This window comes from Sarcina ventriculi, assembly GCF_900456775.1.
Taxonomy (GTDB): Bacteria; Bacillota; Clostridia; order Clostridiales; family Clostridiaceae; genus Sarcina; species Sarcina ventriculi.
On record NZ_UAUL01000001.1, the window covers coordinates 263,749 to 284,398 of the forward strand.

Annotated in this window: 16 protein-coding genes; 6 read left to right on the forward strand and 10 right to left on the reverse strand. The window is 28.4% G+C overall.

The window, feature by feature from the left end:
- Positions 1 to 39: 39 nt before the first annotated feature.
- Positions 40 to 849 (reverse strand): HAD family hydrolase, encoded by an 810-nt coding sequence (locus DR020_RS01220; RefSeq protein WP_112365043.1) that lies wholly within the window; start codon positions 847 to 849, stop codon positions 40 to 42.
- Between the two features lie 147 nt (positions 850 to 996).
- Here DR020_RS01220 and DR020_RS01225 point away from each other — a divergent pair, with 147 nt between their 5' ends.
- Complete coding sequence (locus DR020_RS01225; RefSeq protein WP_055258544.1) at positions 997 to 1,761, forward strand: DeoR/GlpR family DNA-binding transcription regulator; 765 nt, start codon at positions 997 to 999, stop codon at positions 1,759 to 1,761.
- Between the two features lie 98 nt (positions 1,762 to 1,859).
- On the opposite strand, the gene DR020_RS01230 is transcribed toward DR020_RS01225, so the two are convergent.
- The 4 genes from DR020_RS01230 to aroD all read right to left on the reverse strand — a co-directional run bounded on the left by DR020_RS01230 (position 1,860) and on the right by aroD (position 6,861).
- Positions 1,860 to 3,854 carry an oxidoreductase gene (locus DR020_RS01230; RefSeq protein ID WP_112365044.1) on the reverse strand — a complete coding sequence of 665 codons (1,995 nt, stop codon included), beginning with the start codon at positions 3,852 to 3,854 and terminating at the stop codon, positions 1,860 to 1,862.
- A 79-nt stretch (positions 3,855 to 3,933) separates the two neighbouring features.
- The gene (locus DR020_RS01235; protein ID WP_112365045.1) at positions 3,934 to 5,163 is read right to left on the reverse strand and encodes an MFS transporter; all 1,230 of its coding nucleotides are present in this window, start codon (positions 5,161 to 5,163) and stop codon (positions 3,934 to 3,936) included.
- 27 nt (positions 5,164 to 5,190) lie between these two features.
- Positions 5,191 to 6,063: a shikimate dehydrogenase gene (locus DR020_RS01240; RefSeq protein ID WP_112365046.1), complete on the reverse strand. Its 873-nt coding sequence runs from the start codon at positions 6,061 to 6,063 to the stop codon at positions 5,191 to 5,193.
- Positions 6,064 to 6,096: 33 nt separating this feature from the next.
- A complete protein-coding gene (gene aroD, locus DR020_RS01245) occupies positions 6,097 to 6,861 on the reverse strand; it encodes a type I 3-dehydroquinate dehydratase (RefSeq protein WP_112365047.1) in 765 nt (254 codons plus the stop codon).
- A gap of 227 nt (positions 6,862 to 7,088) precedes the next feature.
- Here aroD and DR020_RS01250 point away from each other — a divergent pair, with 227 nt between their 5' ends.
- On the forward strand, positions 7,089 to 7,976 hold the full coding sequence (locus DR020_RS01250; RefSeq protein ID WP_112365048.1) for a LysR family transcriptional regulator: 888 nt from the start codon (positions 7,089 to 7,091) through the stop codon (positions 7,974 to 7,976).
- Positions 7,977 to 8,109: 133 nt separating this feature from the next.
- Complete coding sequence (locus tag DR020_RS01255) at positions 8,110 to 9,474, forward strand: dicarboxylate/amino acid:cation symporter (protein ID WP_058992977.1); 1,365 nt, start codon at positions 8,110 to 8,112, stop codon at positions 9,472 to 9,474.
- Positions 9,475 to 9,524: 50 nt separating this feature from the next.
- On the opposite strand, the gene DR020_RS01260 is transcribed toward DR020_RS01255, so the two are convergent.
- Complete coding sequence (locus DR020_RS01260) at positions 9,525 to 11,297, reverse strand: WG repeat-containing protein (RefSeq protein ID WP_235865645.1); 1,773 nt, start codon at positions 11,295 to 11,297, stop codon at positions 9,525 to 9,527.
- 94 nt (positions 11,298 to 11,391) lie between these two features.
- Positions 11,392 to 12,273, reverse strand: a complete 882-nt coding sequence (locus tag DR020_RS01265) for a LysR family transcriptional regulator (RefSeq protein WP_112365049.1) — start codon at positions 12,271 to 12,273, stop codon at positions 11,392 to 11,394.
- A 170-nt stretch (positions 12,274 to 12,443) separates the two neighbouring features.
- On the opposite strand from DR020_RS01265, the gene DR020_RS01270 reads away from it, so the two are divergent.
- Positions 12,444 to 13,262, forward strand: a complete 819-nt coding sequence (locus DR020_RS01270) for a nitroreductase family protein (RefSeq protein WP_055258531.1) — start codon at positions 12,444 to 12,446, stop codon at positions 13,260 to 13,262.
- Between the two features lie 98 nt (positions 13,263 to 13,360).
- On the opposite strand, the gene DR020_RS01275 is transcribed toward DR020_RS01270, so the two are convergent.
- Both DR020_RS01275 and DR020_RS01280 read right to left on the reverse strand, forming a co-directional pair.
- A complete protein-coding gene (locus tag DR020_RS01275) occupies positions 13,361 to 14,800 on the reverse strand; it encodes a 6-phospho-beta-glucosidase (protein ID WP_112365050.1) in 1,440 nt (479 codons plus the stop codon).
- Positions 14,801 to 14,819: 19 nt separating this feature from the next.
- Positions 14,820 to 16,721 (reverse strand): beta-glucoside-specific PTS transporter subunit IIABC, encoded by a 1,902-nt coding sequence (locus DR020_RS01280; RefSeq protein ID WP_112365051.1) that lies wholly within the window; start codon positions 16,719 to 16,721, stop codon positions 14,820 to 14,822.
- A 165-nt stretch (positions 16,722 to 16,886) separates the two neighbouring features.
- On the opposite strand from DR020_RS01280, the gene DR020_RS01285 reads away from it, so the two are divergent.
- Entirely contained in the window at positions 16,887 to 17,594 is a 708-nt protein-coding gene (locus tag DR020_RS01285) for a GntR family transcriptional regulator (protein WP_055258529.1), read from the forward strand.
- A 91-nt stretch (positions 17,595 to 17,685) separates the two neighbouring features.
- On the opposite strand, the gene DR020_RS01290 is transcribed toward DR020_RS01285, so the two are convergent.
- Entirely contained in the window at positions 17,686 to 18,828 is a 1,143-nt protein-coding gene (locus tag DR020_RS01290) for a glycerate kinase family protein (RefSeq protein WP_112365052.1), read from the reverse strand.
- 390 nt (positions 18,829 to 19,218) lie between these two features.
- Here DR020_RS01290 and DR020_RS01295 point away from each other — a divergent pair, with 390 nt between their 5' ends.
- The gene (locus tag DR020_RS01295) at positions 19,219 to 20,616 is read left to right on the forward strand and encodes a penicillin-binding Tp47 domain A-containing protein (RefSeq protein WP_112365053.1); all 1,398 of its coding nucleotides are present in this window, start codon (positions 19,219 to 19,221) and stop codon (positions 20,614 to 20,616) included.
- Positions 20,617 to 20,650: the final 34 nt, after the last annotated feature.

The window sequence follows — 20,650 nt, forward strand, 5'->3', positions numbered from 1 at the left end:
TATTTAATAAAAATATTACATTATAATAGATAAAACCCTCTATTTTAATACAGGAATCCCTATATATTTTTCTATACCCAAAGCTACTCCATCATTTGCTACTGTATCTGTTATTTCTTTAGCATAACTTTTAACTCTATCTGATGCATTTCCCATAGCTATTCCACAACCCACTGTTTCAAACATTTCTACATCATTATCGCCATCTCCAAATGCATAACTATTTTCAAGAGGAATTTCTAAATATTCTAATGCTTTTAATATTCCATTTGCTTTGTGATTTTTCTTTAAATAAATTTCAAAAAATCTTTCATCTATACTATTAAAATATCCATAGTCCAAATTAGCATTAACCAAATCCATACATACGCTTCTATCATTTTTATCACAACAAAAAGCTTCTATTTTATAAACATTAGTATTTTCTATATCACAACAACCATTCAAAATCAAATTGCTCTCAATTCCAATACTCTTGTAAAAATTAATAAAATCATCATTATTTTCACTTATATATGAATAAGGTTGTCCCTCTAAAATATATTGAATATTATTCTCTTTAAATTTTGTTGTCATTTTTCTTAAAAACTCTTTATCAATTTCTTCACTATAAATAACTTCATCCTTTACTTTTACATAAGCTCCATTGCATAAAACAAAGCCATCAAATCCAAAATCTAATATAGTTTTGTTTAAAAAAGCATAAGGTCTCCCTGAGGCAATAAAAACATAATCCCCATTTTCTTGAAGATCTCTAATAGCCTTCTTAACCTTTGGCGATATATCTATTAAACCATTAATACAATCTAAAAGGGTTCCATCTATATCAAAAAATACAGCTCTCCTCATAACAATCCCCCTAATTACTATTTATTATTATTATATTATTTTTATTATCATTTTATTATTTTTATTATCATTTGTCAATTGTATTTTAATTTATTTCAAATTATATATTATAATGAGAATAAACAATAATTATTAAGGAGAATATGGATGTTTATAGAGGAACGTTACAAATATATTTTAGATCTTCTTGAAAAAAACGGAAAAGTTCTAGTAAAGGATTTAAGTAAAGAATTTAATATAAGTGAAAGTATGATTAGAAAGGATTTACAATTTTTAGAAAAAGAAAATTTATTACAACGTACATATGGCGGAGCAATAAACATAAAAAATACTATAAGTAGCTGTGAAAGTTTTAATAAACGTGTCGAAAAAAATATTGATTTAAAAGAGATAGTTGCGAAAAAAGCATTTAAAGAAATAAAAGATAATGAAACTATATTTTTAGATTCTTCTACTATATCTTACATGATTGCAAAATTAATAGTAAAAAATAATAAAAAAATAACTTTAATAACGAATATGTACGAAATATCATCATTAATCCCCGTAGATTCAAAAGCTAAATTTATATTTATAGGTGGAGATTACAACCCTTTTGTAGGTGGGAGCATTGGTTCGTATGCAATTTCTCAAATCAAAAAATATCGCTGTGATAAAGCTTTTATTGGTTGCACAGGATTTGACCTTAGAGATGGGAGTATAAGTACTAATTTATCAGAAGATGCATCAACAAAAAGAACAATTATAAGTATTTCTAAAGAATTATTTTTAGTAATGCTAAATGATAAATTTGAAACAAGTTCTAGTTTTATTTTTTCAAATATAGTTGATTTTAATGGTATTATTACAGAAACTTTACCTAATAAATCTATAAAAAATTTACTTAAAGATTATTATGTTAATTTAATATAACATATAAAATAATTTTTTTGTTTCAAATTTGCTATAGAATTATACAATAAATCTTTATATAAAAAAGAATCCTAAACTAAGTTTAGGATTCTTTTTATTTATAAATAATTTCTTTTTCTTAATGTATTTAATATATTTCTACCTTCTTGTACACCTTCTATTATTCTTCTTGCACGAACACTATCTCCGATATTTACTATTTCAACTTTAGAAGAATCAAAATTCTCTCTTAAACTCTCTAAAACTGGTGCATTTGCTCTCATTCCAAGGCATACAAAACCATAATCAAATTCTAATTCTTCTTCCTTACCATCACGTCTTACAATAAACAAATTATCTTTAACTTCTAAAAGTGCTGTATTAGTTAACTCTAAAACATCATACTTTTCTATTAATGTAGAAGTTTGAACCTTAGTTACAGGATCTAAATCCTTACCTATAACTGGTTGCATTTCAACTATACTAATTTTAGCATTTCTAGGTGCAAAGAACTCAACTACATCTAATCCAACTGCTCCTCCACCTATTACCACAACTTTTTTACCAGTCATATCTTCTGGATAATTAGGAATATTTTCAATCATCTCTTTTATAGATGCAACCTTTGAATTTTCTTTCTCCATAGCTTCCTTTAACCCTTTTATCGGAGGTAGTAAAGGATTTGAACCTGTTGCATTTACTATTATATTAGGATTTAAACTATCTATAAATTTAATATCAGCTTCTCTATTTTTAAATACAAAAAGATTATTTAATTTACTCGCTCTATTTATTAAGTAGTTTGGAAAATCCGCTAAACGATTTTTATCTGGTATTTTTGATATTTCATGAGCTAATCCTCCTAAAACATCTTTCTTCTCAATCAAGAATGTTGTACATCCAACTTCTGCAGCAGTACAAGCTGCTTCAAGACCAGCTGTTCCCCCACCTATTACTACTACATTACAAGAATTCTTAATTTTTTCCTTTTTATATCCTTCTCCAATATTTATAGCTGGGTTTATTGTACAACGTATCGGTCTATTTATTCCTATACGATGTCCTGCACATCCTATATTACAAGATATACATTTACGAAGTTCATCTTCTCTTCCTGATTCCACCTTATTTACCCATTCTGGTTCAGCTATAAGTCCACGTCCCATTCCAATTAAATCGGCATCACCATCTTCTAATATTTTCTCTGCAATTTTAGGATTTCTTATATTTCCTGTTGTTATAACTGGTTTATTAAACTTTTCTTTAACAGCCTTAGCCATAAATGATCTCCATCCATCTTTTAGATAGTTGGCATCTATCTGATACTGTATTGAACCAGTAAGACCAGCTGAAACGTCTATTATATCAGCTTCCTCTGCAAAATATTCTAAAAGTTCTAAAGTATCTTCTAAAGTATTTCCACCTTCAACAAGCTCATCAGCACTTATACGAATCATTATTGGAAACATTGGTCCAACTTGACTTCTAACTTCATCCATAACCATTTTTGCAAAACGTGCTCTATTCTCTTTACTTCCACCAAACTCATCAGTTCTATTATTAGTAGTTGGGGATAAAAATTGGCTTATTAAATATGAATGTCCTGCATGGATTTCAACTGCATCAAAACCAGCTACTTGGGCTCTTTTAGCCGCTTCACCATATTTTTTTACAATAGCTGTTATCTCCTCTTTTTGTAAAGGTCTTGGAATTTCTCCACCTTTTTTTGAAGGCAAGTTAGATGCTGAAACAGGTTGCATATTTATCCTTGATGAAAGAGCTGATGCCCCAGCATGGTTTATTTGAACTGCAATACATGCTCCATGACTATGAACTGTTTCACATAATTTAAACAATCTTGGAATGTAATTATCATGGTCAATTCTAAGTTGAGTTGTTCCATTTGAACCTTGTGGTGAATCAACACTTGCATTTTCAACTATTATTAAACCAACGCCACCTTTTGCACGTTGCTCATAATAATCCATATGAAGAAAACTCATTTCACCATTTTGCTCACCATAATTAGTTCCCATAGGTGTCATCACTATTCTATTTTTAATAGTCATATTTTTTACTGTTAATGGATTAAAAATATTTTGATACTTTTTCATTACAAAAATTCCCCCATAAAATTATCCTTTAGTTTAATTTATTGATTCAATACTGATTTAAAATAAAATTTCAATTTCATTATTTTTTCTTTAATCTTGATAATTGGTTGTATCTTATATTAACCACTATAGAAAGTAAAACTCCAACTGCTGTTACTATAGCTGCTAATAAAAGAGTATACTCAGTTCCCATAGTTTGAGTAACAAATCCAGCAATAGCTGTAACACTAAATGTTGCTATACTAGATGCCATCATTACCATACTTGTTATTTTTCCTTTAGATACAGGAAATAAATCTGACATTGTTGATACTGCAAGTTGAAGTACCCCTCCAGCTGCTGAAAATCCTATTATAAATCCTCCTATAATACAAATTGTTTCTGTTCTTAACATAAACATTGCAATTAAAATTACTAATGATATAAGTGGGTATATAAATAAAAATCTAGCTGGTTTTATTAACTTTTTAACAAGTACTGCTGTTAAAAGCACCGCACATATTGATCCTAATGCATAGTTAGATTGAATTTTACCTGCTGCAACTTCACTCATTCCAACCACATCTATACCAAATGTTTTGTTAACATTTAAGAAAATTTGAAATGTTGCAGTTGATGTAAATCCTATCGCAATTAACGCTATACCTTCTATAAAGAAATTTGATTTTACAGTTTCCTCAACTTGGACATCTTTTTTATCCGAAGATTTCTTTACATTTTCTATTTGTGGAAATGGCATTTTTAATAAAAATAATGAATTTACAATTAATATTGCTATACATAAAATAAATGAATATCCAAAATACATATTGTTTCCCACTAAAAATCCGATTATTAATGGAAGAGTATATTGTCCAACTGATATAAATAATTTTGTTAAAATACTAGCTAACCCTGTTGATTCAGTTAATATTTCCATCACAGCTGGAATACATCCAGAATCTAAAAATGAATTTGCTATTCCTGCAAGCAATGCTACTGCAAAAGCTATTTGCACATTAGGTGTAACTAATATTCCACCAAAGAAAGCAATATAAAATGCTATACCTATTAAAATAGTTTTTTTTCTACCTAATTTATCTGACATTACTCCTGAAAAAGGAAGGGCTATAAACCTCCCAATTCCAATAGCTGATATTACATAAAGTACAGCAGCTGCATCTGTATGCCATAAAGATTGTAATGAACTTGAATTTTGTGCAAGTATAGAAGCACCCATACCATGAACAAAATAATTTACATACACACAAAAGGCAGTTAAATAAAAGTACTTACTTGCGCTTTTTTTTGTATTTACTGTTGTATTCATAATTTACCCCTAATTTTTAGATATTTTTTAATATTTAATATCTAATTTTTCTTTCATATATTCTATTGGCATTTCTTTTCCTGTCCAAAGTTCAAAAGCTGCTGCGCCTTGGAATAACATCATGCCTAACCCATTTAAAGTTTTACAACCAACTTCTTTAGCCATTTTTAAAAGTGCAGTTTCTCTTGGAGAATATACAACATCTGACACTATTAAATCAGGTCTTAAAAAACTTGAATCTGGTATATATGTTTGTCCTTCTAATGGCTTCATTCCTACACCTGTAGCATTTGTGAATATACAACTTGTAGCTATTTCTTCTTTTAGCTTATCTAAATCTGCTAAGTCATAAAGAGTTGCTTTACAAGATGTTTTTTCATTTATATCTCTTACTGTTTGCTCTGCTCTCTTATAAAAATCATCTTTTATATTAAAGATAGAAATCTCCTTAACACCATCTAATGCTGCTTGAATTTCTATTGCAGTTGCAGCTCCGCCTGCTCCTACTATAGTCATTTTCTTTCCAATTACATCAACACCAGCATCTTTTAATGCCCTCATGTATCCAATTCCATCTGTTATATGTCCAGTTAAAACCCCATTATCATTTACTACTGTATTTACAGCACCACAAAGTTCCGCAGCCTTTGATAATCCATCTAAATATTTATGAACAACTGTCTTATTAGGCATAGACACATTGCACCCTCTAACTTTCATTGCTCTAAATCCTTTAATAGTATCCTCTAACTCTTCATTACCAACCTCAAATGCTAAATAAGCATAATCTAAACCTAACTTTGCAAAAGCCTCATTATGCATTGCTGGTGAACTTGAATGCCTTATTGGTCTTGCTATTAATCCTATAAGTTCTGTATGTCCTGTTATTCTTTCTGCCATTTTTTATTTCCCCCTTAAATTAACCTTTTTTAATTATTTATTTTCATGAAGAAGATTTAATACTTTATATAATTCATCAACAGCAACTTGTCCTGGTGCTGATGCTTGTTTTGCTGCTCCAAAAGTTAAAGCTGAACCAAAAGTTTCTCCAGCTAGACGACTTATAACTCCAAGACCTGCCATAGACATTGTTATTATCGGAGTTTTCGCATATTTAGTTGCCATTTCATCTGTTGCACATAAAAGAGTAAGTACATCTGTTGTACTTTGAGGCATAACAGCTATTTTAGGTAAATCTGCTCCTAAGTCTTGCATTTTGCATAATCTATTAACTATCTCTTCTTTTTCTGGAGTCTTAAAGAAATCATGATTTGACATTACAACTTTTATCCCATTACTATGCGCAAATTCAACTATTTCCTTTACTACTTCATCTCCTGTAAATAACTCTACATCTATTAAATCAACATTTTTAGTTAATGAAATTTCTTTGTTTAATTTAGCATAAAAATCAGTAGATATTTCCTTTTCTCCACCTTCTTTTAAACTTCTAAATGTAAATAAGATCGGTGTATTATCTAAAATTTCTCTAAGTTCTACTAAAGTTTCTTTAACTTTTTCTATATCTAAAACATCTACATAATGATCAACACGCCACTCTACTAAATCTAAATTAACACTTTGTAAATCTCTTGCACCATTTATAATATCTTCTCTAGTCTTTCCTACAAGTGGTACACATACTTTAGGGATTCCTTCACCTAATATTAAATCTCTAACTACAACAGTTTTTTTCATCATTTTATCTCCTTATCCATTTAGATAATATTCTTGATGTTAATTTTTTAACATTTTTTACAATATAATATTACTAATCTTTTCTATAGCTAGATTATATAACTATTTTTCAAATAAATATAATACTTATTTCTATTAATTTTGATAGATATATCTTATCATTTATAGTATAATAAGTAAAAATATCATAAATATTAAAAATATGTTCTTAGGAGGTAATGACGTAAATGAATTTAAATCAACTTTATTATTTTAAAACCGTAGCTAAACTTGAACACTTTAGAAATGCAGCCAAAGAACTTCACATTTCTCAACCTAGCCTTAGTTATTCAATATCTGCTCTTGAAGATGAATTAGGTACAAAATTATTTGAAAAACAAGGTAGATGTATTAAATTAACTAAATATGGAAAAATATTTTTAAATTATGTAGAAAAATCTTTAGATACTCTAGAATTAGGTGAAGAAAAGCTTAAAAAGTTTACAAGTAATACAAAAGGAAATATTGATATAGCTTATGTTGCGCCACTATCTTCATATTATATTCCAAAAGCAGTTAGAAATTTTTTAGAAAAAGATGAAAATAAAGATGTTACATTTACTTTCAAACAAGAATTAACAACTGAAGTTGTGGAAGGTTTAAAATCATCAAAATACGATATAGGTTTTTGTTCTTTTGTGAAAGAAGAACCTTCGATTATTTTTGAACCAATATTAAAGCAAGAACTTGTTTTAATTGTCCCAAATAATCATAAATTATCTAAATTAAAATCTATTAATATTGAAGAGGTTCAAAATTATCCTTTGGTTACCTACAACAAAAATAGTGGGCTTGGGAAATTTACATCAAAGCTATTTAAAGATTGTAATGTAAACCCTAAAATCATTTTTGAGTGTGAAGATGAAAATGCCATTGCCGGATTAGTAGCTGAAAGCTTTGGAATAGCCGTAGTTGCAAAAATTCCTCAACTTAATAACTTTAATGTGAAACAAATTTCTATAAATAATATAAAACAAAATAGATATATTTATTTAGCTTATCTAAAAGATAGATATTTTCCTCACGCTATTAACACATTTATTAAACATGTGAAGAATTTGGAACTATCTATTTAAAATAGCTTATCTTGACATTGAATATTTTGTAATATATTATAAATTTGCTGTAAAATTTTAATATATATTGTAAAATAATATATTAAACCATATTTTTATAATTAAAGTGTATTTCTGATTTAAGGAGGTAATTATGAATATAGCTTTTAAATCCAAAACTTCAAGAGAAAAAACTACAAGTTTAAGCTTTAAAATGACTATTTCTCTTCTACTTGGAGTAGTTGTTGGCATATTAATTCTTATTTTAAAAAGCAATTTAATATCTAGCGGTAACACTAATGTTTGGAATATAATAAATAGTATATTTTTTCAAGATATAAGCGTAGATGAAGGTAAAAATGCTATTGGACTATTTTACATAATAGGACAATTGTTTTTAAATTCATTACAACTAATAATAGTTCCTATGATTTTCTCATCAATAGCACTTTCCATGTGCCATATAAGTGATACTAAAAAGTTAGGTAGAATATCTAAAAAAACTCTATTAAACTTTCTTACCACTTCAATTCTTGCATTAATTGTAGCCATAATATTTGGTTACATAGCAAATACTTTAGGATTATTTACTGTAAATATCGGTGGGAATGTAGCATCAGCTCAAACTGCTAGTTCATCTAATCCACTTCTTGTGCTAATAGATGCTGTTCCAAGTAATATTACAGCTATATTTTCAACCAATTCAAGAGTTTTGGCTGTAGTCGTTTTAGCTATTTGTACAGGACTTTGTATAAATTGTTTAGGAGATAAAATATTAGTTTTAAAAAAACTGCTTGAAGATATTAATAGCATAATAACTGTTTTTTTGAACTTTATAATAACTAAATTTAGCCCTATTGCAGTTTTTGTTCTTATATCAAGAACTTTTGCAGTATATGGTTTAGACCACTTAAGCTCTGCATTATCATATATGCTAGTTGTAGCGATCGCATCCATTTTATTTTTACTTATTGGATATCCATTATTCATATATGTAAAAACAGGCTTAAACCCTTTTATATTTATGAGAAAAATGTCTAAAGTTGCACTACTTGGATTTTCAGCTGCATCATCTGCTGCTGCACTATCTCTAAATCAAAAAACTTCTGTTGAAGAACTTGGTATTAGTGAAGATATATCATCATTTACTCTTCCACTTGGCATGACAATAAACATGAATGGAACAGCCATAATGCAAGTTATAGCTACTGTATTTATAGCATCTAGTTCAGGCTATAATATTACACTTCAAAATATGATTGTAATATCAGCTCTTGCACTTATTGCATCAATTGGTACGCCATCTGCTCCTGGCTCTTCATCAATTATATTATTTTCAATATTAACAGGAATGGGATATAATAATCCATCTACATTAATAGCATACTCACTTATTTTAGCTATTAATAGACCAATAGATATGCTAATAACTTCTTTAAACGTTATAGGAGATGCCGCAACAGCTTTGGTAGTTGCAAAATCTGAAAACTGCTTAAATGAAGATATTTATAACTCATAAACAAAAAGTCATGAGCAATTCATGACTTTTTAATTTTAACAATAAAAATTTTAATTAAATGACATATAAAATTCACTATTTTTATTTATAATTTTATTTAATTGTGTAAAAGGTATTTTAAAAGTAACAAATCCAGCTGAATATGGGGCTATATCATACGGCTTAAAATAAATATATAGATTATCTTCATCAATATAAAAATTTTGATTGTTATCTATTCCTGTAAAAGAGTCTTTAAATACATAATTATATTCTTTATCAAAATTTATCATAGATTTAATTAATGTATTTAAATATTCTTTCCATGGAGAATTTTTTATAAATAAATCTTCTAAAATATAAAATTTTCCCGTTATTAAATTTATATTTTCTGCTTTTCTAACAGGCATTGGATGTGCTGAACCCAAAACATAGTAACTACCATTAAGCTCTATACTTATAAAATTTTTCTTAAAAAATTTTATATCAAAAGTCCCATAATAATTATATTCTAAAATAGTATCTTTGGTTATTTCTTGATTTTTATTTTCACTGTAAGGGCTAAAATAAGAATCCTCTTCTAATCTTTTATTTATCTTTCCTAACTTTCTACTCTCATGTTCCAAAATATTGGGTACATAAATTAAATAATTAATATTGGGCTTATATTTTTTCATAAAAACAGAATAATTATTATCTAACTTTATAATATCATTTGGTTTGTATACTACTTCATTATACTTCCCTATATAATAAGGCATATAATCAATATCTGCATAGATTAAATTTTCCTTTTTTAAAAGTTGACCACTACCTTTAACCTTTGGATAATTTTTATTTCTCTCTCCATTTAAATTTATAAAAAAGCTATACTCTTCATCACTTGCACAAGCTAATCCATCCTTATAAATTCCAACATATAAATATAAAAAATTAGTAAGAATTTTTCCATCTGTACTCGCTATGGCATAAATATTTCTATTGATAAAAGTATCTTCTCCCATAGGTAAGCCTAAAGCCACTCTTCCCTCACCCAAACTTAATATACTACTAAATATAGGCTCAAAAACATATTTTCCTTCTAAATCAATTACCCCATAACGTTTTTCATAATTTTTATCATAACTTACAATTGCAACACCATCATTAAAAGCTGATGCTTCACTATATTTTGCTTTAATTATTTCTTTCCCTTTGTTATCTATATATCCATAAGGTCCTTGAAAATTATCTGCATAAACCATAACCCCATCATTATATCCATAAAGAAATATATGTTTATATGTTTTTAAAATCTCTCCATTTTCATTAATAAGTGCATAATTTGTATAATCTAATTTTACTAAACCTATTCTATCTTTAAATGGATAAGCCATTATAAATTTGGGCGAAATTACTTCTTCTCCTTTTAAATTAATATAACCATATCTATAATCCCCATTTTTATAGCTTTTTGCAATAAGAGCTAATCCATCGTTAAATTCACCTATAAAATCATATTTTTTTTCACTTATAACATTACCTTTATCATCTATAACTCCTACATTACCATTTAAGCTAAATACAGCCCTTCCTTCCTTAAACTCTCCTATACTATCATAAACTGGTTTTACAAGATATTCTCCATTAGTATTAATAACTCCAAACTTATTATTTTCTAAAACTACTGCTACATCATATTTAAAATCATAAGCTATTTGAAATCTAGGTTTAATAACAAACAATCCTTTATTATTAATATACCCATAAACTTTTCCATTTATAGTATTTTTCATTGCTGGATATAATATTATATTCTCTTTTGTACTTTCATCAGCTACTATATTTTTTCTACTTAAATTCACTTAATAACGCTCCACAAATATTACTTATTAATATTCTATGTATATAGCAATAAAATTTTATCTAAACCATTTTATTTTTCTATTATTAAATGTATTATTTATATTTTTTAATTACAAATTCTTTAAAATTCTTCACAATGGCTACTTCACTTTTATGTTTATTCCATCCCATATAAATAGTTTTATATCCTATATCTTCTTTTATATTTAATATAGATATTTTATCTACATTAATCATCTGTGTATTAGGAAGTATTGTAACACCTGCTCCTGCTGCAACTAGTACTAATACTCCTATAACCCCTGCTTCTTTTGGCTGTACTAATATTTTAGGAATATATCCTATCTTTTCATGATATTTTACAATCTTATTTTTATACTCATCAACCATAATAAAAAACTCATCTTTCAAATCCTTTAATGAAACTTCATGCTTGCTTGCAAGATGATGATTCTTAGGCACAACCAATACATACTTTTCTTTTTTTATTTTTTCAAATTCTACTTCTCTAAAATCTTCTATATTTTCAATAGACTCAAAAAAACCTATATCTATTTTATTATTATTTAAATTATGTAATATATTTTTTGTAGACTCATTGCTAAACTGAAACTTCGTACCATTATAAAGATTTAAAAAATCACTTATTACAAAATGTATAAAACTTGCACTTATACAAGGAGTCGATGAAATATAAATATTATTTTCATTCTTCTTTTTTAAATCTTCTATCTCCTTTATTCCATCCTTAATACTACTTAAAGCAGATTTCCCATGTTTTAAAAATATTTCTCCAAACTCTGTAAGATTTATATCTCGTCCATCTCTTTTAATTAAAGTAACTCCCAATTCCTCTTCTAATTTAGATATTGCTTTACTTAAAGCTGGCTGGGTTACATGAGCATATTCAGCTGCTAAAGTAAAACTTTTCGTTTCAGCTATCCCTTTTAAATATTCTAACTGCTGTAAATTCACAAATATAATCTCCCTCTTTTAATAACATTTTCTTTCTATAACTTTTGGTTATAATTCTATGAATAATATAAATTAGACTTTTCATTTCTATTATAAGTATAATTAAATTATAAATATATATAATAACTTAAATAAATTTATAAAAAAATTAAGATTGGAGATATTTAATCATGTTTAACGTAAATAGAGAAAAATGTGTTGCATGTACTCAATGTATAAAAGATTGTCCAGTTAGTGACATATTATTAAAAGATAGTAAAGCTTATATAAAAAATGAATCTTGTATAAAATGCGGTCACTGCATTGCTATATGCCCAACAAAGGCAGTTTCAACAAATGATTACAACATGGACGATGTAATTGAATACAATAAAGAAAATTTTTCAGTAGATGCTGATAACTTATTAAACTTTATAAAATTTAGAAGAAGTGTTAGAAGGTTTAAAAATAAAGAAATAGAAAAAGAAAAACTACATAAAATTATCGAAGCTGGTAGAGTTACAGAAACTGCAACTAATAGTCAAGATGTTTCTTTTACTATAGTAACTAACAAACTTAACGAACTTAGAGATTTAACTTACGAAGCTTTAAATAAAAAAGGTGAATATATACTAGCTAATTTAACACCTGAAACTAAATATTTAGAAAAATATGCTAAACTATGGATTAACTCCTATAAGCTATATAAAGAAGATCCTATAAAAAATGATAGAATCTTGTTTAATGCTCCTGCCGTTATAATAATTACAGCTAATACTGAAATAAATGGCGCTTTAGCTTCATCTAACATGGAACTTATGACTAATGCCTTAAACCTTGGAACTTTCTTTAGTGGATTTATCCAACTTGCAGCTAAAGACAATAAAGAAATATTAGAACTTCTTAAAATTAAAGATAAAAAAATAATTGCATGTTTAGTACTTGGATACCCTGATGTAACATATAAAAGAACTACTCCAAGAAAAGATGCGGATATAACTTGGATATAAACTTAAATTTAGAAACAATATAATTTAAACTTGGCAAAAAACACTTATGATTAACATAAGTGTTTCTTTAATTACTTCTTTATATTTTAAATATCACCTTATATATTTTCTCCATCTGAATCAATAACTTCTTTATACCATAGATATGAATCTTTACATAGTCTCTCCATACTACCGTTACCTTCATTATCACGATCTACGTAAATCATACCATATCTTTTTTTCATTTCTCCAGTTGTGAAAGATACTAAGTCTATAATTCCCCATGGAGTATATCCCATTAATTCTACACCGTCATAATTTACAGCCTTTTTTATTTCTTCTATATGCTTTGCTAAATAATCTATACGATATGAATCATGAATTTTCCCATCTTCTTCGATTTTATCAATTGCTCCAAATCCATTTTCCACTATAAACATAGGAAGCTCATATCTTTCATATAAACGGTTTAAAGTATATCTTAAACCAACTGGATCTATTGGCCATCCCCAATCACTAGCTTTTATATAAGGATTTTCTACTGAATTTTGTAATGCTCCATTTACAACATCACCAGCATTATCATTTTTAACATCTGCTTTTACAACAGTAGACATATAATAACTAAATCCTATATAATCTACAGTTCCAGCCTTTAATATTTCTAAATCGCCTTCTTCTATACCAATATCATAGCCTTGGCGTTCAAATTCTTTTAACGCATATTTTGGATAATGTCCACGCACATGGACATCTGGGAAAAAGAATCTTTGACGCATTGCTTCTTCTGCCGCCATTATATCATCTGGATTACATGAATATGGATATATAGGTACATGTGAAATCATACATCCTATTTTAAATTCTGGGTTTATTTCATGACCCTTTATAACTGCCTTTGCACTAGCTAATAATTCATTGTGTGCAACCTTATATAAAACAGCTTTTTTATCTTCTCCTTCTTTTACAGTTACACCTGAATTTGTCCAGAAAAATAGTGGATTTTCAGTATCCATTTGGTTATTTATTTCATTAAAAGTCATCCAATACTTAACTTTATTTTTATATCTTTTAAAACATACTTCTGCAAATCTTTCAAAAAAATCTACTACTTTACGATTCCTAAAGCCACCATATTCTCTAGCTAAATGCAATGGCAATTCAAAATGAGATAATGTAATAACTGGCTCTATGTTATACTTTAATAATTCATCAAATAAATCATCATAGAATTTAAGTCCTTCTTCATTAGGAACTAGTTCATCACCCTTTGGAAATATTCTAGACCATGCTATTGAAGTTCTTAAACATTTAATTCCCATTCCAGCAAGCAATTTTATATCTTCTTTGTATCTATGATAAAAATCTATAGCTTCATGATTTGGATAAAACTTATCTTCCATAACACTTTCAGTAATTTCTCTTGGCACTCCATGAGCTCCTGCTGTCATTACATCTACGACACTTGGCCCTTTACCTCCAGCATTCCAGCCCCCTTCAAATTGATGAGCGGCAAATGCTCCACCCCATAAAAAATCATTCGGTAATTTACTCATAATTTTCCCCCTTATCTTTTTACATACTTACACTTAATTCTTTTAAATCAATTATTGGTTTACCATTGTCCACATCCATATCCACAGCTAATAGATTTTGATTATACGCATCACTATTTGTAATTATAACTGGAGTAACTATTTGGTAACCTTCTTTCTCTATAGCTTTTATATCAAATTCTAATAAAAGCTCTCCTTCTTTCACCCTTGAATTTACTGCTGTTTTCACATCAAATCCTTTTCCATTCATTTTAACAGTATCCATTCCTACATGAATTAATATTTCTATCCCATCATCTGAAATTAATCCTATTGCATGTTTAGTATCTGCAATAAACTGAACTGTTCCATTAAATGGTGAATATACTTTGTTATCACTTGGTTTTATTGCTACTCCATTTCCCATTGCCCCTGACGAAAATACTGGATCATCAACTTTTGATAATTCTATTACTTTTCCAGCAATAGGGCTTTTTATTTCTTTTTTTCCACCAATTATACTGCTTTGTGACACTTCAATAGTTTCTTTTTTATTTTCTTTGATTTCCTTTACATTTTCTCCAATTCCTATTACTTGAACTAGTATAATCGCACCAAATAATGATATTGCACCACCTAACAACATTCCTATAATTGAACTTGGGTTTTCTGGATTAATAGCATTTACTACTGTTAAAGCTCCTGGAAGACCAGCATATGCATAATAAGCTACATTAAAAAATGATGCTACTATCGCTCCAATACCACCTGCTATACATCCGCATATAAATGGTTTTTTTAGTTTTAAGTTTACTCCATATATTGCTGGTTCTGTTATACCAAAAAATCCAGTAATTCCAGAAGAAAGAGCTACGCTTTTAGTTTCTCTGTTTCTAGCCTTTATAAATACACCAATTACTGCACCTGTTTGCGCTATAACAGCCATTGTTTGGAAAGCTTGAAACGTATCCATACCATACATATCATAATTAGCTAAACACATTGGTGTAACACCCCAATGCACCCCAAATATAACTACAATTTGCCATAGCCCACCTATAACTGCCGCTGCAACTGCAGGTGCAAAACTATATAAAGCATTATATCCATTTGCTATCGCTGTAGCTAACCCGTCTGATACTGGTCCTATTAAAACTATTGTAAAAGGAACCATAACTAACATACATATTAGAGGTGTAAATAACGATTTAACTACGTCTGGTAATTTTTTCTCAACAAATCTTTCAACATATGATAATATCCATACTAAAAATAATGGAGGTAACACTGATGATGTGTAAGTTGTTTCTGATAATTTAATACCTAAAAATTTAACTGCTTCTCCCCCAGCTATTCTTGTTGCAATTTCTCCCCAAGTTGGACTTACAAGTGCACAACAACAAGCTACTGCAATAAAAGTATTACACTTAAAATGCTTAGATGCAGTAATAGCTATGAATATTGGTAAAAAAGTAAATGGAGCCCACGATATAAAACTTAAAACTTCATATGTCCCAGTAGTTTGAAATGTAGGATTTATCATATTAATTAATATCAAACCACCTTGCAATATCCCAGCAGCGGCTAGAATATAAATAAATGGAGCAAATACTGCCGACATTGTTGCAATTACTCTATTTAAAATACTAGACTTTGGAGCATCATTATCTTCTATATCTTCCAAGTTTAACTCACTTGCTACCTTATCAAAAACCTTACCCACATGAGTTCCTATAACAACCTGAAATTGACCTCCATTTTCAACTACTGTTATTACCCCAGTAAGAGCTGAAACCCTTTTATTAGCATCATTTGGTGTGTCTTTTAATACTAATCTAAGCCTAGTTGCACATCTTGATGCCTTAACAATATTTTTTTCTCCTCCAACCGCCTCTATTATATCCACCGCTAACTTATCATAATCACGAATTGCTTTTGACATAACTGTCCCCCTTAAATATATTAGTATAATTATATTGTATATTTATATAATAATTATACCAGTATAATTTGTCAATATATTTTTGAAAACAATTTCTAAAGTTGGATTTAGTTATTATTTATGCTATACTAAAAAACAAATATCTTAAACTAAAAGGGAGTAAAAATGCTTAAATATCAGCAAATAGCAAAAGAAATAGAAAATTATATATACAGCAATTCCTTGCCTCAAGGAACAAAATTACCAACAGTAGAAAACTTTGCTTTTGACTATAAGGTCAGTAAAAGTACTATAGTTAAAGCATTAGAATCCTTAGTTCTAAAAGGAATTATTTATCAAGTTCAAGGAAGTGGAATCTTTGTTAGAAGAAGAAACCGTACTGGATATATAGATTTTAATATACTAGCAGGATTTACTAGTAGCTTAAAAGAATTTAAAATAACATCAAAAGTATTAGATTTTGATATTATAAAAGCAGATAATAAAATAGCTCAATTACTTGAATGTAATCTTAATGATGAAATATACAAAATTAAAAGAATTAGATATATAAATAATGAAATTATGTGCTATGAAGAATCCTATTATAAAAAAAGTGTTGTTCCATACTTAACTAAAGAAATCGCAAAAGAATCTATTTTTGAATATTTAAACAGCGCTTTAAACTTAAATATGGGATTTTCTGATAGATATTTTAATGTAATTAAACTTGATAAGCATATAGCAAATTTACTTGAATTAAACCCTAATGACCCAGCCATGAGTGTTTTAGAACAAATTTACTTATCCTCAGGTATAATGTTTAACTTTTCAAAAATAATCTATCATTATAAACATACTCAGTTTTACTCACAATCTACTTCTATAAAATAATACAATCTGAAATAACTTATTAATAAAAAAACTAGAAATAAAATATCCCTTATTTCTAGTTTTTAATTTACTTCTAAACAAACTTATCAATTTATAACATTTCCATAAGCCTTACTATATTTTCAGAAGTTCTTTCAATATTTTCTTTTCCATTTTTCAAAGCTTCATCAATAGTTGTTACCCCTCTCATAATTCCAAATATTGAATCTATGCCTTTTTCATACAAAATGTCTATATCATCTCCAACTCTTCCCGCCAAAGCCACAACTGGTTTATTGTATTTTTTAGCAACCGTAGCAACTCCTAAAGGTGTTTTGCCATACTGAGTTTGGAAATCTATGCTCCCCTCACCAGTCCAAACCATATCACAATTTTTAATCTTTTTTTCAAGTCCAGAATATTCAATTACTATTTCAATACCTTTTTTTAAATTACCATTCAAAAATACCATAAGTCCTGCACCAAGTCCTCCTGCTGCTCCAGCTCCTGCAATTTCTAAAACATCTTTACCAAACTGTTCTTTGATAACTTTTGCATAATGCTTTAAATTATTATCTAAAATTTTAATCATTTCAACGCTTGCTCCTTTTTGGGGGCCAAATATATAAGAAGCTCCATTTTCTCCGCAAAGAGGGTTACTAACATCACAAGCTACCTCTATTACAACATCTTTTAACCGTCTATCAAAATTAGTTAAATCTATCCTATCTAACTTTTCTAATTCTCCACCACCAAAACCTAGTTCATTACCATCCTTATCTAACAACCTTCCGCCAAGAGCCTGTATAACTCCGACTCCCCCATCATTTGTAGCACTCCCACCTATACCTATTAATAATTTTTTAACTCCTCTATCTAAACAAGCTTTTATAAGTTCACCTGTTCCATAAGTAGTAGTTATTAGAGGGTTTCTTTCTTCAAGCGATACCAAATGTATGCCACTTGCACTAGCCATCTCTAATACTCCAATTTCTCCATTACCCAAAATCCCATACTCTGCTTTAACTTTATTTCCAAGTGGTCCAACAACTTCTAAAGAATACACTTCTCCACCTGTTGCATCTACTAAAGATTGCATAGTTCCTTCTCCGCCATCTGCCATAGGAACATGAATACATCGAATATTAGAATTTACCTTTTTTATTCCTCTTTCCATAGCTACACAAACTTCCTTTGCTGTCATACTCTCCTTAAAAGAATCTGGTGCAAGTACAATAACTAAATCCTTTTTCATTCTAATTCTCCTTATTTATCTTAAATTTTATTATTTTTATTTAAATTCATTCACTTATCAAATACTGTATCTATAAAACTTTCATTTCAATTAATAGTATATATCATTTTATTTAAGATTTATATTACATGCTCTATAAGCTTATGGATTTTTCTTATCACAATTTTTATTCGTAATATTTATAATTTATATAAATATTGGCGTTTGATATTTAATATATATTTATTGATTACTTCTTTAAATTAATTTTTCATTTCAATTGAAAATGATTCTTGATTATTTGATGTTTATATAGTATACTTTTATAAGTATTAATTTCCAATTATTTATTTTTATTGTATATAAACCTAAATAGGTTAAAAATATATATTTAAGGGGTTTTTTAAAATTATGAAAAAAAGAAGTAAATTATTTTTATCTACAATAATGACAGTAGCTTTAATGTCATCATTTGTTGCATGTGGGACTACAGATAATGCTAAAGATGATAATAGTTCAAATGTATCAACTAATTCTTCAATTGATGAAAATGTAACATATGTATACGGATATGCACCTTTAAGCTATGCACAATATTGGGCTGGAGAACTAGATAAATCTGTTGAAGAATTAAGTAAATCATCAGATAAAACAGATAGCGAAGGAGTAAATGATGCAGGCATGTTTGATGCTGTTACTCGTGCGACAGCAAAACATGGTATATATAGACAACAGTTTCAATATATAGTTGAAGTGACTGGAGAAAAGGTTATAAGCAGTGAAGTTGTTGAAGAAAATGGAAAAGAAACTACAAAGTATACTACTGACTCTAATGATACACAAACTGTAACTGTACAAGCTTCCTTTGATGGAGTTGATTCAGAGGGTACAATAACAACTGCACCTGTAGACGATAATGTTGTATTTGAAGATGTATCTTCAATATTTACTATTGGCGAAGGTGATTCAGCTACTCAATATAAGGTCGCAGAGTATAAAGTTTTAGGATTTAATAATATTCCTGTTGCAATACCATCTGATATGGTAGACTCAGCTAAAGAAAATGGCTTTGTTGAAGATAGCAATGTTTCATCTGATACTTATGGATTAAAAACTATGAATTCTAACGGTACTTATGGAGCTAGAAAAACATCTGGTAGTGTAACTTCTAAAATTACAGTTGTCGCTGATACTGATAAAACAGATTACGCTTATAATACCAAATATGGTTCTGATGCTGAAGCTTATGTTTATCTAAAAAATAAAAATGGTGAAGAATTATCAGATTCTGAGTTTTTAGAATACTGCGCTAATTTTATCACTGCAAAATATGAATATTATGGCAATGATGAAACTTATACTAATTTAGTTGCTACTTATGGAAGCAAACATTCATCTGATTCTTGGTGGAGTACAAACCACGGGCATCGTATAGATTGTGGTATAAATTATGATTTTGATCGTTTTGAAGGTTCTGGCAGTGGATACTATAAAATTACTTTAATTGCAAATGGTTATGAAGATATTGAAGCATTAGTTTGTTTTAAAGATTCATACCCAAATGAAACAACAGCAACTATAAAAGATAATACAATAACTATTAATGGAATAGGGCAAGATGAACTTAAGGATTCTAAAATCACTATAACTTCTGGCTCTGGTCGAAATACAGTAACTGTTGTTGATGGTGATGATTTAACTGGATTAACATATACAAGTTCTAATGCTCTTGAAAAAGGAACAGAATATAATATTTCAATAACTCTTAACGATTATCAACCACTAACATTTACAACAATGGCTGAATAAAACTTAATAAGTATTAATATCACAAATATCTATT

What these genes read in the sequence shown, in the direction of transcription:
- DR020_RS01225 (WP_055258544.1), top strand. Translation starts at nt 997, where the DNA reads ATGTTTATAGAGGAACGTTACAAATATATTTTAGATCTTCTTGAAAAA.
- DR020_RS01230 (WP_112365044.1), bottom strand. Translation starts at nt 3,854, where the DNA reads ATGAAAAAGTATCAAAATATTTTTAATCCATTAACAGTAAAAAATATG.
- DR020_RS01255 (WP_058992977.1), top strand. Translation starts at nt 8,110, where the DNA reads ATGAATATAGCTTTTAAATCCAAAACTTCAAGAGAAAAAACTACAAGT.
- DR020_RS01250 (WP_112365048.1), top strand. Translation starts at nt 7,089, where the DNA reads ATGAATTTAAATCAACTTTATTATTTTAAAACCGTAGCTAAACTTGAA.
- DR020_RS01290 (WP_112365052.1), bottom strand. Translation starts at nt 18,828, where the DNA reads ATGAAAAAGGATTTAGTTATTGTACTTGCACCAGATTCTTTTAAGGAG.
- DR020_RS01280 (WP_112365051.1), bottom strand. Translation starts at nt 16,721, where the DNA reads ATGTCAAAAGCAATTCGTGATTATGATAAGTTAGCGGTGGATATAATA.
- DR020_RS01285 (WP_055258529.1), top strand. Translation starts at nt 16,887, where the DNA reads ATGCTTAAATATCAGCAAATAGCAAAAGAAATAGAAAATTATATATAC.
- DR020_RS01295 (WP_112365053.1), top strand. Translation starts at nt 19,219, where the DNA reads ATGAAAAAAAGAAGTAAATTATTTTTATCTACAATAATGACAGTAGCT.
- DR020_RS01240 (WP_112365046.1), bottom strand. Translation starts at nt 6,063, where the DNA reads ATGGCAGAAAGAATAACAGGACATACAGAACTTATAGGATTAATAGCA.
- DR020_RS01270 (WP_055258531.1), top strand. Translation starts at nt 12,444, where the DNA reads ATGTTTAACGTAAATAGAGAAAAATGTGTTGCATGTACTCAATGTATA.
- DR020_RS01235 (WP_112365045.1), bottom strand. Translation starts at nt 5,163, where the DNA reads ATGAATACAACAGTAAATACAAAAAAAAGCGCAAGTAAGTACTTTTAT.
- DR020_RS01275 (WP_112365050.1), bottom strand. Translation starts at nt 14,800, where the DNA reads ATGAGTAAATTACCGAATGATTTTTTATGGGGTGGAGCATTTGCCGCT.
- DR020_RS01220 (WP_112365043.1), bottom strand. Translation starts at nt 849, where the DNA reads ATGAGGAGAGCTGTATTTTTTGATATAGATGGAACCCTTTTAGATTGT.
- aroD (WP_112365047.1), bottom strand. Translation starts at nt 6,861, where the DNA reads ATGAAAAAAACTGTTGTAGTTAGAGATTTAATATTAGGTGAAGGAATC.